The 13,879-nt window shown below is 71.2% G+C and carries 14 protein-coding genes; 4 read left to right on the top strand and 10 right to left on the bottom strand.

The window, feature by feature from the left end; translation table 11 throughout:
• Position 1 precedes the first annotated feature (1 nt).
• On the bottom strand, positions 2-1,051 hold the full coding sequence (gene cydB / locus H283_RS0111945) for a cytochrome d ubiquinol oxidase subunit II (RefSeq protein ID WP_020143758.1): 1,050 nt from the start codon (positions 1,049-1,051) through the stop codon (positions 2-4).
• 16 nt (positions 1,052-1,067) lie between these two features.
• Complete coding sequence (locus H283_RS0111950) at positions 1,068-2,546, bottom strand: cytochrome ubiquinol oxidase subunit I (RefSeq protein ID WP_020143759.1); 1,479 nt, start codon at positions 2,544-2,546, stop codon at positions 1,068-1,070.
• A gap of 186 nt (positions 2,547-2,732) precedes the next feature.
• Here H283_RS0111950 and H283_RS0111955 point away from each other — a divergent pair, with 186 nt between their 5' ends.
• Together H283_RS0111955 and H283_RS0111960 are read left to right on the top strand one after the other, a co-directional pair.
• On the top strand, positions 2,733-3,692 hold the full coding sequence (locus H283_RS0111955) for a hypothetical protein (protein WP_156023144.1): 960 nt from the start codon (positions 2,733-2,735) through the stop codon (positions 3,690-3,692).
• Entirely contained in the window at positions 3,689-4,066 is a 378-nt protein-coding gene (locus H283_RS0111960; protein WP_020143761.1) for a GntR family transcriptional regulator, read from the top strand. Before H283_RS0111955 ends, H283_RS0111960 begins: the two co-directional genes overlap by 4 nt.
• Before the next feature lie 24 nt (positions 4,067-4,090).
• Here the strand turns inward: H283_RS0111960 and H283_RS0111965 are convergent, their stop codons facing one another.
• The gene (locus H283_RS0111965; protein WP_020143762.1) at positions 4,091-4,312 is read right to left on the bottom strand and encodes a hypothetical protein; all 222 of its coding nucleotides are present in this window, start codon (positions 4,310-4,312) and stop codon (positions 4,091-4,093) included.
• Between the two features lie 184 nt (positions 4,313-4,496).
• Here H283_RS0111965 and H283_RS0111970 point away from each other — a divergent pair, with 184 nt between their 5' ends.
• Positions 4,497-5,060: a hypothetical protein gene (locus H283_RS0111970; protein WP_020143763.1), complete on the top strand. Its 564-nt coding sequence runs from the start codon at positions 4,497-4,499 to the stop codon at positions 5,058-5,060.
• Between the two features lie 41 nt (positions 5,061-5,101).
• Here H283_RS0111970 and H283_RS24935 read toward each other — a convergent pair whose 3' ends face one another.
• The 5 genes from H283_RS24935 to H283_RS0111995 all read right to left on the bottom strand — a co-directional run bounded on the left by H283_RS24935 (position 5,102) and on the right by H283_RS0111995 (position 10,073).
• On the bottom strand, positions 5,102-5,890 hold the full coding sequence (locus tag H283_RS24935) for a DUF402 domain-containing protein (protein ID WP_020143764.1): 789 nt from the start codon (positions 5,888-5,890) through the stop codon (positions 5,102-5,104).
• On the bottom strand, positions 5,887-7,206 hold the full coding sequence (gene paaK / locus H283_RS0111980) for a phenylacetate--CoA ligase PaaK (RefSeq protein WP_020143765.1): 1,320 nt from the start codon (positions 7,204-7,206) through the stop codon (positions 5,887-5,889). The genes H283_RS24935 and paaK overlap by 4 nt, the downstream gene beginning before the upstream one ends.
• A gap of 103 nt (positions 7,207-7,309) precedes the next feature.
• Positions 7,310-8,212: an amino acid ABC transporter ATP-binding protein gene (locus H283_RS0111985; protein ID WP_020143766.1), complete on the bottom strand. Its 903-nt coding sequence runs from the start codon at positions 8,210-8,212 to the stop codon at positions 7,310-7,312.
• Entirely contained in the window at positions 8,212-9,159 is a 948-nt protein-coding gene (locus tag H283_RS0111990) for an amino acid ABC transporter permease (RefSeq protein ID WP_020143767.1), read from the bottom strand. Before H283_RS0111990 ends, H283_RS0111985 begins: the two co-directional genes overlap by 1 nt.
• 8 nt (positions 9,160-9,167) lie before the next feature.
• Positions 9,168-10,073 carry an ABC transporter substrate-binding protein gene (locus H283_RS0111995; RefSeq protein ID WP_020143768.1) on the bottom strand — a complete coding sequence of 302 codons (906 nt, stop codon included), beginning with the start codon at positions 10,071-10,073 and terminating at the stop codon, positions 9,168-9,170.
• A 365-nt stretch (positions 10,074-10,438) separates the two neighbouring features.
• Between H283_RS0111995 and H283_RS0112000 the strand changes: the two genes are divergently transcribed.
• The gene (locus H283_RS0112000; protein WP_020143769.1) at positions 10,439-12,055 is read left to right on the top strand and encodes a DEAD/DEAH box helicase; all 1,617 of its coding nucleotides are present in this window, start codon (positions 10,439-10,441) and stop codon (positions 12,053-12,055) included.
• A gap of 69 nt (positions 12,056-12,124) precedes the next feature.
• Here H283_RS0112000 and paaI read toward each other — a convergent pair whose 3' ends face one another.
• Complete coding sequence (gene paaI, locus H283_RS0112005; RefSeq protein ID WP_020143770.1) at positions 12,125-12,577, bottom strand: hydroxyphenylacetyl-CoA thioesterase PaaI; 453 nt, start codon at positions 12,575-12,577, stop codon at positions 12,125-12,127.
• The gene (locus H283_RS0112010) at positions 12,574-13,794 is read right to left on the bottom strand and encodes a 3-hydroxyacyl-CoA dehydrogenase NAD-binding domain-containing protein (RefSeq protein ID WP_020143771.1); all 1,221 of its coding nucleotides are present in this window, start codon (positions 13,792-13,794) and stop codon (positions 12,574-12,576) included. Before H283_RS0112010 ends, paaI begins: the two co-directional genes overlap by 4 nt.
• Between the last annotated feature and the right edge of the window lie 85 nt (positions 13,795-13,879).

The raw sequence follows: 13,879 nt of genomic DNA on the forward strand, positions 1-13,879 counted from the left end.
GTCAGCGGGAGACCGGCTCGAGCGGTGCGTCCTCGGGAATGTGATTGACCGTCAAGCGCTTCCGGAACACCCAGTACGTCCAGCCCTGGTACATCAGCACGATCGGGGTGAAGATCAGGGCGACGATCGTCATGACCTTGAGCGTGTAGTCGGTGCTCGAGGCGTTGGCGATGGTGAGGTTCCAGTCCGGGTTGGTCGAGCTGGGCATGACGTTCGGGAAGAGCACGAGGAAGTACGTCGCGACCGCCATGGCGATGGTGACGGCCGTGCCGATGAAGGCCCACCCCTCACGCCCGACCCGGTTGGCCGCGAGGGCCCCGAGCAGGGCGGCCGCCGCGACGACCGTGGTGACCCACGAGGCGAGCTTGCCGTCGCCGAGGCCGATCCAGAGGAGCAGGGCCACGGCGAGCACCGCGGCGACGATGCCGACGCGCCCGGCGATCTGCCGAGCCTCGTGGCGGATCTTCCCGTCGGTCTTGAGCGCCACGAAGATCGCGCCGTGCGTGAGGAAGAGCGCGACGAAGACGAGCCCACCGAGGAGGCCGGCCGGGTTGAGCAGCGAGAAGAGGTTGCCGGTGAACTCCTTGTTCGCGTCGATCGGTACGCCGCGCACGATGTTCGTCAGTGCGACACCCCAGAGGAGCGCAGGCACGAGCGAGCCCCAGAAGATCGCCTGGTCCCAGCGGGCCTTCCACCTCGCCTCGGGCCGCTTGTGGCGGTACTCGAATCCGAGGTTGCGCACGATGAGCGCGACGAGGATGAGCAGCAGCGGTAGGTAGAAACCGCTGAACAGCGTTGCGTACCAGTGCGGGAAGGCCGCGAAGGTGGCGCCACCGGCGGTGAGCACCCACACCTCGTTGCCGTCCCAGACGGGCCCGATGGTGTTGAGCAGGACACGGCGGCGCTTCTCGGCGTCCGCGTCGTCGGACGCGTAGCGCTTGCCGCCGAGGACCGGCAACAGCATGCCGACGCCGAAGTCGAAGCCCTCGAGGACGAGGTAGCCCGTCCAGAGCACGCCGAGGACGATGAACCAGAAGGTGGCGAGATCCATTGCAGCTCAGCCCTTCTCAGTAGGCGAAGACGAGGGGTGCGTCCTCGTCCCGGTCGGCGGGGTCCTGGGGCTCCTCGAAGGGCTCGGCCCCCTTGCGGACGTAGTGCAGGAAGAGCTTGATCTCGACGACGGCGAGGGCGCCGTAGAGGAGCGTGAAGACGACCATCGACGTGATGACCTCGCCCATCGAGACGCTCGGCGAGACGCCGTTGGCGGTCGTCATGAGGCCGAAGACGAGCCAGGGCTGGCGGCCGACCTCGGTGAAGATCCAGCCGAAGCTGTTGGCGAAGACGGGAAGGAGCGGAGCGGCCACGGCGGCATACGCGAGCCATCTGGCGGTCGGGGTGCGCCCCTTGCGCGTCAGCCACAGCACGGCGATCGCGATGAGCGCCGTGGCGATCCCGAGCCCGATCATGAGACGGAACGTCCAGTAGGTGGTCGGGATGTTGGGGACGAAGGCGGTCGCGACGTCGGCCACCCGGGGGTTGCCGCTCGCGCCGTAGGTCTTGGCGTACTCGGCCTTGAGGTCGTTGATCCCCCGGACCGCGCCCTGGAAGTTGCCCGTCGCGAGGAAGCTGAGCAGGCCGGGGATCTCGATGATCGCGTTGGCGTGCGACCCGTCGAGCGAGCCGACCGTCAGCACCGAGAAGGGGGCGCCCTCGCCCGCGGGAACGGGCTCGTAGAGCGCCTCGGCGGCCGCCATCTTCATCGGCTGCACCTCGGTCATGATCTTGCCCTGGACGTCGCCGGTGATCGTGACGCCGACCGCGGCGACGAGCGTCAGGACCGCGCCGATGCGCGTGGCCGTGCGGTACATCGGCGCGTCGGTGCGGGCCACGTCCTGCGCGTCGTCCGCGGCCGCCTTGGCCTCACGGCGCATGAGCCAGAGCGAGACGCCCATGACGACGCCGGCGCCGGCCATGTAGGCGGCGAAGATGACGTGCGGGAAGGTGACGAGCTGGACCTTGTTGGTCAGCACCGCGAAGAAGTCGGTCAGCTCGGCGCGGCCGCTGGCGGCGTTGTAGGTGTAGCCGACCGGGTGCTGCATGAAGGAGTTGGCGGCGAGGATGAAGTACGCCGACAGCACCGTGCCGATGTGCACGAGCCACATGGTCGTGGCGTGCAGCTTCTCCGGGAGCCGGCCCCAGCCGAAGATCCACAGCCCGAGGAAGGTCGACTCGAGGAAGAAGGCGAGGAGGGCCTCGATGGCGAGCGGGGCGCCGAAGATGTCACCGACGAAGCGGGAGTAGTCGCTCCAGTTCATCCCGAACTGGAACTCCTGCACGATGCCGGTGACGAGTCCGAGCGCGAAGTTGATGAGGAAGAGCTTGCCGAAGAACTTCGCCAGCCTCATCCACTGCGGGTTGTGCGTGCGCACCCAGGCGGTGTGGAAGACGGCGACGATGAGGGACATGCCGATCGTGATCGGCACGAAGAGGAAGTGGTACACGGTGGTGATGGCGAACTGCCACCGTGCCAGGTCCGTTGCATCCATGGGGGCTCCGCGAGGTCGCGCCAGAACTACATGACGTAGTAGATGCTAGCGGGTGCGATCGTCGACGTCGTCCGGCCTGTCGAGGGATGGACGTGACCCCGCTCACCCCGACCCGCGCCTGCCGCTTGACGCGCTTTGTATCAATGAGTTAAATGATTGCGACAAAGACCGATGAAGGGGAACGGCATGGATGCTCGCGTGATCACGTGGTACCTCGGACCGGTGGTGCTGCTGGCGCTGGTCGTCAACCTCGCGCGGTGGCTCGGCGCGCGCCGGCTCGACGCCTTCGCCGCGCGGGCCCGTCGCCGGGCCGCCCTGGGGTCCGTCGTGGGCGCACTCCTCGCGTATGCCGTCGCCCAGGCGGGCGTCGACGGGGCCGCCGCGTCGCCGTCGGGGGAGGGCGCCACGGCCCACCCGGCCGTGCCGGCGCTGGCCGCCGTGGCGGGCATCCTCGTGGCGGCAGTGGCCGAGCGCTGGGCGCCCCGCCGGTCGACACCCGGCCCTCGTCGCGAGGCCGCCCTCGACATCCGCCGCGGCACCGAGTCGGTGCGCCTGACGGGCTATGTCGTCGCGGGGCTCGTACTCTGTGCCGTGGGCCTGCTCGTCGGGTGGCTGACGTCGGCGCCCGGTGGCCGACTCGGCATGCGTGAGTGGGAGGGCGTCGTCGTCACGACGACGAGCGCCTACCCCGGCCGCGACTACACGCTGGGCACGATCGGTGCCCTCGTGCTGCTCGTGGTCGCCACGTGGCTCGCCCTGCGCGTCGCCGACGCCCGTCCGGCGTACGTCGACGACCCCGACCTCGACCGGGCCCTGCGGCTCGGGGCGCGCGTGCGAGTCCTGCGGTGGTCGGCCGCCGGGTCCCTCGTGACGGCGGCCGGACTCTGCCTCACCATCGGTCCGCAGCTCAACGACGTGACCCAGCGGCTGCGCGGCGCCGTGAGCGGCGCGGACCTCCCGCCGGCGCCCGTCGCGCCCACCGACTGGACCCAGGACGTCGCCTTCGCGCTGACGTTCCTCGGTTTCGTCGCCCTGGTCGTCGCGCTCTTCTGCCTGCTGTGGGACGCCCCCGCCGTTCCGAGCTCGCGTGCGGCGAAGCAGCCTGCGGCGTCGACGGTCTCGTCGTCAGGGGGTGGGTCTCGATGAGCGACGACCTGCGCATCGTCGTCGACCTCGAGGTCGCAGAGCCCCCCTTCGAACAGGTCCGTGCCCAGCTGGCCGGCCTCATCGCGACGGGCCGGCTGCTGCCGGGCGACCGCCTCCCGACCGTGCGGGCCCTCGCCGCAGACCTCGGGCTGGCCGCCAACACCGTGGCGCGCGCCTTCAAGGAGCTCGAGGCGGCCGGACTCGTCGAGACGCGGCGTCGGGCCGGCACCGTCGTCGCCTCCGGGGAGCACACGGCCGACGTCGCGGTCATGGCGCTCGCGGCGAAGTTCGCGGCAGCAGCCCGCGACGCGGGGCTCGACGCCGCAGCAGCGGTCGACCTCGTCAGGGCCGCGCTCAAGGCACAGACCGGCTGAGCGGTCGTATGCCGGGTCGCTCGGTCAGGCGTGCCGCGCGGGCTGGGTGCCGAGCGGGCTCTGGGCGTCCTTGGTCGAGAGCTGGACCGGGCGGCGCAGCGGGTGCAGCAGGCGGGCCGCCGTGATCCGGTGCGAGCGGTCGCGCGGGACGGGACGTGCTCCGGCCGGCGCCGGCACGGGGGCCGGTCGGGTGGACTGCACGGCCCAGGCTCCGGCCATGCGTGCGGCCTGTGGAGGGATGCCCATGACGTTCTCCTCGTGTCGTCCGGCTCGACGGAGTCCGCGAGCCTCGACGATCAGAGGGGCGGCACGCCGTCGTGATACGTCCGGCCGCCTCGGCCGGTGGGGCGCGAGGTAGCGTCTGCGTCATCTGCAGGGAGATGGACGGGGGATATCGATGAGTGGGTCGCGAACACCTCTGGGGCGCGGCGTGACCGGACGCTCCGCCGGGCACGGGCGTGCGGTGACGGTTGCCGCCCTCGTCGCCCTTGTCGGCGTGGCGACCGCGGCGTGCACGGGCGGAGGTGCCCCGACCCCGCCGCCCACGGTGCAGGCGCCGTCGATGACGACGCTTCCCGAGGGTGGCGGCACGGTGACGGTAGACCGGCTCGAGCCCCCGGTGTCGTCCCCTGCCGATGTGACCCGCCTGCTCGTCGACCACGCCGAAGGCATCTTCTGGAGTGGTTCGGCAGAGCCCGGGACGGCTTTTCCCACCCGTGTCGGTCAGCGCTACCAGCTGACGGGCCGATGTCTGCCGGCCACCACCGGAGGAACGCTCGTCGTCGACGTGCTCGGTCCCGGGAAGGGCGGCGCCGCTGGTGCCCCGTCGCAGCCGATGTCGGGTGCGCGCGTCGCCACGATCACCGTGCCGTGCGACGGGACCGAGTCGCGTCTCGACCTCCGGAACCTGCCATCCGGGTCGGGCGAGCTCATGGTCACCGAGGCCACGACCCAGGTCGCCACGGGCTGGGTCGTGCTGACTCGGGGGTCCTGACGCCGTGCACCTGAGCGCCCGCCGGAGCGGGTGACCGCCGGTCAGTCGACGAGGTCGACGTCCCAGCGTTCGTCGTCGCGCAGGCCCGGTGTCGTCCACGTCGGGTCCGGTCGCCACCGCGTCCACTCGTCGGCGAACGGCCAGTCGCCGGCGGCGAACGAGGCCCGCCCGTGCTCGCCGTTGAGGCGGATCGCGGCCGCCTGCTCGGCGGAGGTGCGGCCCTGCTCGACCGCGGCCTCGAGCTCGTCGGCGTCCTTGACGTTGACCGTGCCGTCCGCCTCGATCCAGAGGTCGAGCACGTGGTCGCCGGTGAAGGTGTCGTGGCCCGCGCGGCGGTGGGCCGTCTCGAGGTTGACGTACCAGCCGCCGAACTCCCAGCGGTCGTGTGCCGCCGGGTCGCCCGGGTCCCCCGGGTCCGTCGAGGCGCCGTCGTCCACGTCCCAGAAGAGCCAGACCGACCACGGGAGCCCGGCCGGGGCGATCCTGAGGATGCCGGCACCGCGCCACCGCGTGCGCGCCTGCACGCGCTGGGCGTCCCGGAGGAAGCGCTCGGCCATCGGCACGTCGCGCAGGTCCGAGCCGTCGGCATACCGCTTCGTCAGGTGCACGGTGCCGGGTGCGAGCCAGGCCACGAGACCGCGCTCGTCGTCGCGGACGACCCGCATGGGAGACGCCGTCTCGGGACGGCCCGGCTCCCACGCGTGGTCGCGGTAGCGCCACATGACGACCTCGCCGGGGTCGAGGAAGGGGGCGACGCCGAGCGGGCGCGCACCCTCGGGCACCGACACGGCATACGGCTCGAGCACGGGTCCGGGGCGGGGCGCGCTCATCCCTTGGGCCGCTCGTCGACGATCCGGCGCGCCTTGCCGATCGAGCGCTCGATCGACCCGGGTTCGCGCATCTCGACCCGGCACGTCGTGCCGATGCGGGCCTTGATCGTCGCCTCGAGCGTGCGGGCGATCTGCTCGGCGGCACCCTGCTCGAGCCGCGAGAGCGGCTCGACGAGCACGGTCAGCTCGACCATCCGGCCGGGCTGCGTCAGGACGCACTGGAAGTAGGGCGACAGTCGCGGCTCTGCGAGCACGTGCTCCTCGATCTGCGTCGGGAAGACGTTGACGCCGCGGACGATCATCATGTCGTCGGTTCGCCCGGTGACCTTCTCCATCCTCCGCATCGACGGGACCGCGGTGCCCGGCAGCAGCCGCGTCAGGTCGCGGGTGCGGTAGCGGATGACAGGCATCGCCTGCTTCGTCAGCGACGTGAAGACGAGCTCGCCGAGCTCGCCGTCGGGCAGCACCTCCTCGGTGATCGGGTCGATGACCTCGGGGTAGAAGTGGTCCTCCCAGATGTGCAGGCCGTCCTTCGTCGTCGCGGCCTCCTGGGCGACGCCGGGCCCCATGACCTCCGAGAGGCCGTAGATGTCGACGGCGTCCATGCCGGTGCGCCGCTCGATCTCCCGGCGCATCGACTCGGTCCACGGCTCGGCGCCGAAGATCCCGACCTCCAGGCTCGTCGTCGCCGGGTCGACGCCCTCGCGCTCCATCTCGTCGAGCAGGCTGAGGAAGTAGCTGGGCGTCACCATGATGACGCGCGGCTGGAAGTCGCGGATGAGCTGCACCTGCCGCTCGGTCATCCCGCCGCTCACCGGCACGACCGTCGCGCCGAGCCGCTCGACGCCGTAGTGCGCGCCGAGGCCGCCGGTGAAGAGCCCGTAGCCGTAGGCGACGTGGATGACGTCGCCCGGGTGACCGCCGGCGAGCCGGATCGAGCGGGCCATGAGGTCGGCCCACGTGTCGATGTCGGCCTTCGTGTAGCCCACCACGGTCGGGCGGCCCGTGGTGCCCGAGCTCGCGTGCACGCGGACGACCTGCTCGCGTGGCACGGCGAACATCCCGAAGGGGTAGTTGGCGCGCAGGTCCGCCTTGGTCGTGAACGGCATACGGCTCACGTCGTCGAGCGTTCGCAGGTCGTCAGGGTGGAAACCCTTGGCCTCGAAGGCCGCTCGGTAGTGCGGGACGTTGTCGTATGCCGTCCGCACGGTCCGTTGGAGCCGCTCGAGCTGGGTGCCCCGCAGCTCGTCGACCCCGACCGTGGGGATCTCGTGGTCCGGCAGGCTCGGGCGGCTCTCGGGTGACTCCGTCGTCATGCGCCCATTGTGCCCACACCGCCGGGACGGGGCCCCTCGCCCCGACGACGTCGAGGTGGGCACCCTCTGGGGAGAGTGCCCACCTCGACGTGTGCGGCGACCGTCAGGCGTCCGGCGTCTCCAGGGACTCCGCGTCGGCGGCGGCCTCGTCGTCCTCGGCGCGCATGCGCTTGAGGAACGACTTCGTCCGCTCGTGCTGCGGGTTGCTGATGACGTCCTTCGGCTTGCCCTGCTCGACGACGACGCCACCGTCCATGAAGACGACGTGGTCGGCGACGTCGCGGGCGAAGCCCATCTCGTGCGTCACGACGATCATTGTCATGCCCTGGTCGGCGAGCTCGCGCATGACGCGGAGGACCTCGCCCACGAGCTCGGGGTCGAGCGCGGACGTCGGCTCGTCGAAGAGCATGAGCTTGGGGTCCATCGCGAGCGCCCGGGCGATGGCGACCCGCTGCTGCTGGCCACCGGAGAGCTGTGCCGGGTAGGCGTTCGGCTTGTCGCCGAGACCGACCTGCTCGAGCAGCTCGAGCGCCCGCGCCCGCGCCTTCGTCTTGCCGACCCGCCGCACCTGGACGGGTGCCTCCATGACGTTCTGGAGAGCCGTCATGTGCGGGAAGAGGTTGAAGCGCTGGAAGACCATCCCGATCTCACGGCGCTGCGTGGCGACCTGCTTGTCCGTGAGGTGGTGCAGCTGCCCACCGTCGTCGCGGAAGCCGACGAGGTCGCCGTCGACCCAGATGCGGCCGCCGTCGATCTCCTCGAGCTGGTTGATGCAGCGCAGGAACGTCGTCTTGCCCGACCCCGAGGGCCCGAGCAGGCAGACGACCTCGCCGCGGTGCACGTCGAGGTCGATGCCCTTGAGCACCTCGTTGCCGTGGAAGCTCTTGAGCACATTGAGCGCGCGGACGAGCGGCCGGTCCTCACCGGTGCGCGATCGGGCGTCGGCCCCCGAGGTTGGCCGGGTGGTCGGCTCGCGGGTGGGCTCGCTGGTGGTGGTGTCTGACATCAGGCGCCTCCTGCCCCGGCCGGACGCGCGAAGCGCTTGTTGGGTGCCCCGGTGCCGAAGCCTCGGCCGAAGCGCTTCTCGAGGAAGTACTGCCCGACCATGAGGACCGACCCGACGAGGAGGTACCACGCCGTGACGGCGACGAACGACGGCATGATCTGCAGGGTCCGGGTGCCGATGGCGCGGGTCTGGTAGAAGAGCTCGGTGATGATCGGGATGGCCGAGAGCAGCGAGGTGTCCTTGACCATGGCGATCGTCTCGTTGCCCGTCGGTGGCACGATGACGCGCATCGCCTGGGGGAGCACGATGCGGCGCATGGACTGGCCACGGTTCATGCCGAGAGCGGCCGCGGCCTCGTTCTGACCCTTGTCGACCGACAGGATGCCGGCACGGGCGATCTCGGCCATGTAGGCCGCTTCCGACAGCCCGAGGCCGATGATGCCCGCCAGCAGGCTGCTCGAGAACTGGTTGACGTCGAGGGTGAAGAACGTGAAGTCGCTCGAGAGCCCCATGAGCGAGGCCAGCTGCTTGCCGAACGGGATGCCAAAGTCGAGGTTGGCGTAGAGGAAGCCGATGCCGCTGCCGATCATCGCGAGGAGCACGAGGCGCGGGATGCCTCGGAAGAACCACGTGTAGACGAACGAGACGCCGCGCAGGACCGGGTTCTGCGACAGGCGCAGGATCGCGATGATGACGCCGCCGACGATGCCGATGGCCATCGAGCCGATGGTGCCGACGATGGTGCCCTTCCAGAGCCCTTCGAGCACCGGCTTCTGGTTCATGATCTCGAGGGCCTTGGAGAAGCCCCACCGCTCGTTCGTGATGAACGAGCTGATCAGCATCGCGACGAGGACGATGATGACGGCGAGCGCCACCCAGCGTCCGGGGTGCCGGACCGGCCGGGCCTCGATGAGGCCCGGCCGGTCGTCGGTGGTCGGTGTGGTCACCGGATCACTCACGGGTTGAGGGCGAAGTCGCTGATCGCGCCGGCCTCGACGGAGAACTTCTTGAGGGCCGCCTCGTAGCTGCCGTCCTTCTGCGTGGCCTTGAGCGCCTCGACGAGCAGGTTGGCGAAGTCCGTCTGGTCCTTCGGCACGACGTAGCCGTAGGGGGCCGAGTCGTAGATGGCGCCGAGGGCCTCGAGCTGGCCGGTCTGCTTGACGGCGTAGAGGCCGACCGGGGAGTCGGCGAGCATGGCGTCGGTCTTGCCGCTGACGACGTCGGCGGTGACCTGGTCCTGACCCTCCTGGACGATCTGGTTGATGGCCGGCTTGCCGGCGTCGGTGCACTTCTTGCTGCGGGCGGTGAGGTCGTCGATCTGCACGGTGCCCTTCTGGACGCCGATGTTGCGGCCGCACGCGTCGTCGAGGTTGACACCCTTGGGGTTGCCCTTGGCGACGACCCACTGGGTGCCGGCCTTGTAGTAGCTCACCATGTTGACCTGCTTCTTGCGGTCCGGGTTGATGGTGAAGCTCGAGACGCCGACGTCGTACTTGCCGCCCGTCACGCCGAGGATGATCGAGTCGAAGCCGGCCGGGACCCACTCGGTCTTGAGGCCGAGCTTGGCGGCCACGGCGTTGAAGACGTCGACGTCGAAGCCCTCGACCGTCTTGCCGTCGCCCGCGAGCATCTCGCTGGGGGCGTACGTCGGGTCCGTGCCGATGACGATCTTGCCCGCCGACTTCAGCTTGGCGGGGACCTTGGCCGCAAGGGCCTGGTCGACGCCACCGCCGGCGGCGGCCGTCCCGGCGGGGGTGTTGCCCGCGCCCGGCGAGCTGGACAGCGAGTCCGACCCACAGGCGGAGAGGGTGAGGCCGGCGGCGACGAAGCCGGTGACGGCGATGAGGGACATGCGACGCATCAAGATGGTCCTTCCGGGGCGAACGCGGTCATTCAGGTGCGGGCGCGACGGTGCGCCGCCTGATTGGCCGATCCTGCCATCTTTCGGTGCCGGTTCCCACGGATGCAGCCGAACCGTTAGCGGGGACACAGGAACGCCCCCGGCGCGGCCGCGCAGAGGCACGTCGAGGGCTCGGTTAACGTCCTCGGCGCCCGCTCGGGTAGTCTTCGTGCCAGTGGCCCGCCCAGTTCTGCCTCGGGCCGCTTCTTCTTGGCCTGGCGGAGTGTCGCCGGCCCCGTCGATTCGCTCTTGCGCCGCGACACCTCACAGCTGAGGCCCCTCGCGCCGGGCAGAACGACCGCATCCACTTTTTGGAGTACCCACCTGTGTCCACTGACACGAACTTCGCCGTTCTCGGCGTGCCCGCCGACCTCGTCACGATCCTCGACGGTCTCGGCATCACCACCCCGACGCCCATCCAGGCGGCGACGCTGCCCGACTCCCTCGCCGGCCGCGACGTCCTCGGCCGTGGCCGCACCGGCTCCGGCAAGACGTACGCCTTCCTGCTGCCGCTGCTGACCCGCCTCTCGCAGTCGCGGCGGAGCCGTCTGGCCCGACGCCCGCGCGCACTCATCCTCGCCCCGACCCGCGAGCTCGTCACGCAGATCGACACCGCGATGGCCCCGCTCGCCAAGGCGCTCGGGCTCAACTCGCAGACGATCTTCGGCGGCGTCGGCCAGAACCCGCAGGTCCAGGGCCTCCGCAACGGCGTCGACGTCATCGTCGCCTGCCCGGGTCGCCTCGAGGACCTCATGCAGCAGGGTCACGTCATCCTCGACAGCGTCGAGGTGACGATCCTCGACGAGGCCGACCACATGGCCGACCTCGGCTTCCTGCCGGGCGTGCGCCGGATCATGGAGAAGACGCCCCGCGACGGCCAGCGTCTCCTCTTCTCGGCGACGCTCGACGGCGCGATCAACGTCATCGTCAACAAGTTCCTCCACCAGCCGGTGACGCACGAGGCCGACTCGGCTCAGTCGCCCGTCTCGACGATGAGCCATCACGTGCTCCACGTCGACAACGGCTCGCACCTGCCGGTCATCCTCGACCTCACGGCTGCCCCCGGCCGCAAGGTCGTCTTCACGCGCACCAAGCACCGGGCCAAGAAGCTCGCCAAGCAGCTCAACGCCTCGGGAGTTCCGGCCGTCGAGCTGCACGGCAACCTCAGCCAGGGTGCCCGCACGCGCAACATGGACGACTTCCACTCGGGCCGGGCGCAGACGCTCGTCGCGACCGACATCGCCGCTCGCGGCATCCACGTCGACGACGTCGCGCTCGTCATCCACGCCGACCCGCCGGTCGAGCACAAGGCCTACCTGCACCGCTCGGGCCGCACCGCCCGCGCCGGCAACGACGGCATCGTCGTCACGATGATGCTCGACGAGCAGGTGCGCGACGTGCGCGACCTGACCCGCAAGGCCGGCATCAAGCCGACGACGACGCGTGTCCAGCTCGGCCACCCGCTCCTGACCGAGCTCGCCCCCGGCGACCGGTCGTATGCCGGCGGCCTCGTCCGCGAGGACGCCCCGGCCCGCTCGGGCTCGAGCTCGAACTCGGCGTCCGGCGGCTCCGGCCGCGGCCGTGGTCGCGGTCGCGGCACCGGCGGTGCCCCGGCCGGTGGCCGTGGCGCCGGCTCCGGTCGCCCGGCAGCCGAGCGTCCGAGCGAGGGTGGACGCGGCCGAGGCCGTGGCGACCAGGGCTCCGACGCGCAGGGCGGCGGCGCCCGCGGTGCCGGCCGCTCCGGCGGCCGTGCTGCCGGCGCCGGTCGTGGTCGCGGAGGTCAGGGCGAGGGCCAGGCCGGAGGCCGCCGTCAGGGCGGCGCTGGCAACGGTGGCGGCTCCGGCCGTCGCGGTGGCTCCTCGACCGTCTACTCGACGAGCAGCGGCGGCAGCGCCGCGGCGTTCTCGGCAGGCACCCGTGCCGGTGGCCGCCGCTCCCGCTGACCCACCCGCGCGTCAACCGTCGAGAGGCCACGAACCGGGCTCGTTGTCCCGGTTCGTGGCCCTTCGACGTCAGGGGCGCTTGAGACTGCGGCTCCGGCCGCGGAACTCGGCGATGATCTGACCGTCCGACTCCCGCCTGACAGTCACGTCCGTGATGCCGCTGCGCCCGAACGCCGAGCGCACGTGGCCCTCGGCGACGAGCACGTCACCGAGACGACCCGGCGCGGTGAAGGAGATGTCGGCCCCCGCTGCCACCGTGAGGCGCCCCCGCGAGTTGCAGGCGAGCGCGAAGCACGAGTCGGCCAGGGTGAAGATGTAGCCGCCGTGGCAGATGGCGTGGCCGTTGACCATGTCGTCGCGGATCGTCATCCGGACGACGGCGTGGTCCTGCTCGACGACGACGGCGTCCATGCCGAGGCGTCGCGAGGCCTCGTCGTCGTCCCACATCTGCCGGGCGAAGGCGACCCCGGCCTCGACGTCCTGGCCGTCCCCGCCACCGGCAGGCAGCTGGGTCTCGCTCACGTGACGCTCCCGTCGGTCAGGGCCGGGCTCGGCCGGTAGCGACCCCCCGGGAAGGCCCGGTCGAGCTCGGCGATCTGCCGGCCGACGACGTCGAAGCCGATCTCGCGACCCCACGCGATGGGCCCCTTCGGGTAGCGCGTGCCGAGCCGCATCGCCGTGTCGACGTCGTCGACGCTCGCCTCACCGCGGGCGACGAGGTCGACGGCCTCGTTGACGAGCATCGCCAGGGTCCGAGCGAGCGGGTCGGTCGCGACCGGTCCACCGACGAGGCGCTCGGCGAGCGCGACGTCGGGCTCGGCATCGGTGACCGAGCCGTCGGCGGCATACGCGTACACCCCCGAGCCCGTCTTGCGGCCGAGGCGGCCGGCCTCGACGAGCCCCTGCTGGAAGGCCGTCGGTGCGTAGCGCTCGTCACGTCCCGTCTGCTCCCACACCGACGTGCCGACGGCGAGGTTGACGTCCTGCCCGATGAAGTCGGTGAGCTCGAGCGGACCCATCGGGAAGCCGCCCTTCTCACGGAGCGCCCAGTCGACCGTCGCCGCGTCGGCGACACCGCTCTCGACGATGCGCTGCGCCTCGCCGTAGAAGGGACGCGCGACGCGGTTGACGATGAAGCCGGGGGTCGAGCTGCACCGCACCGGGGTCTTGCCCCAGGCGTCCATGAGCGCTACGGCGTGCTCGACGAAGGCCCGCGCGGTGCGCCTGCCGTGCACCACCTCGACGAGCCGCATGACAGGGGGCGGGTTGAAGAAGTGGAGCCCGAGCACACGCTCCGGGTCGGCGACCTCCGCGGCGATGGCGTCGATGTCGATGCTCGACGTGTTCGTCGCGAGCACGGTCGTCGGCGGCTGGACGTCGGCGAGGTCGGCGAAGATCCGGCGCTTGAGGTCGAGGTCCTCGGGCACGGCCTCGATGACGAGCCCGCACTCGGGCAGCTCCTCGACCGACGTGGCCGAGGTGATCCGGGCCAGCACCGCAGCGGCGTCCTCGTCGGACAGGCGGCCCTTGTCCACGAGCCGCGCGACGGCGGCGCCGATCCGGTCGACGGCACCCGCCGCGGCGCCCGGCATAGAGTCCACGAGGGTGACCGCGTGGCCCGCGGTGGCCGCGACCTGGGCGATGCCGGCCCCCATGGCCCCAGCCCCGATGACGCCGACGGGTCCGAAGGCGGACTGGTCGGGATGGTCCGTGCTGGCCTCGGTGGTGTCCGTGTCCATGCCCGCCATCCTGCCGCGTGGGCCGCTCCGGGTGCGCGGCGGGCGCCCGCGGACCGTCCGTGACGGCATACGGCCGAGGTCCCGA

The organism is Terracoccus sp. 273MFTsu3.1 (genome assembly GCF_000383675.1).
GTDB lineage: Bacteria > Actinomycetota > Actinomycetes > Actinomycetales > Dermatophilaceae > Terrabacter.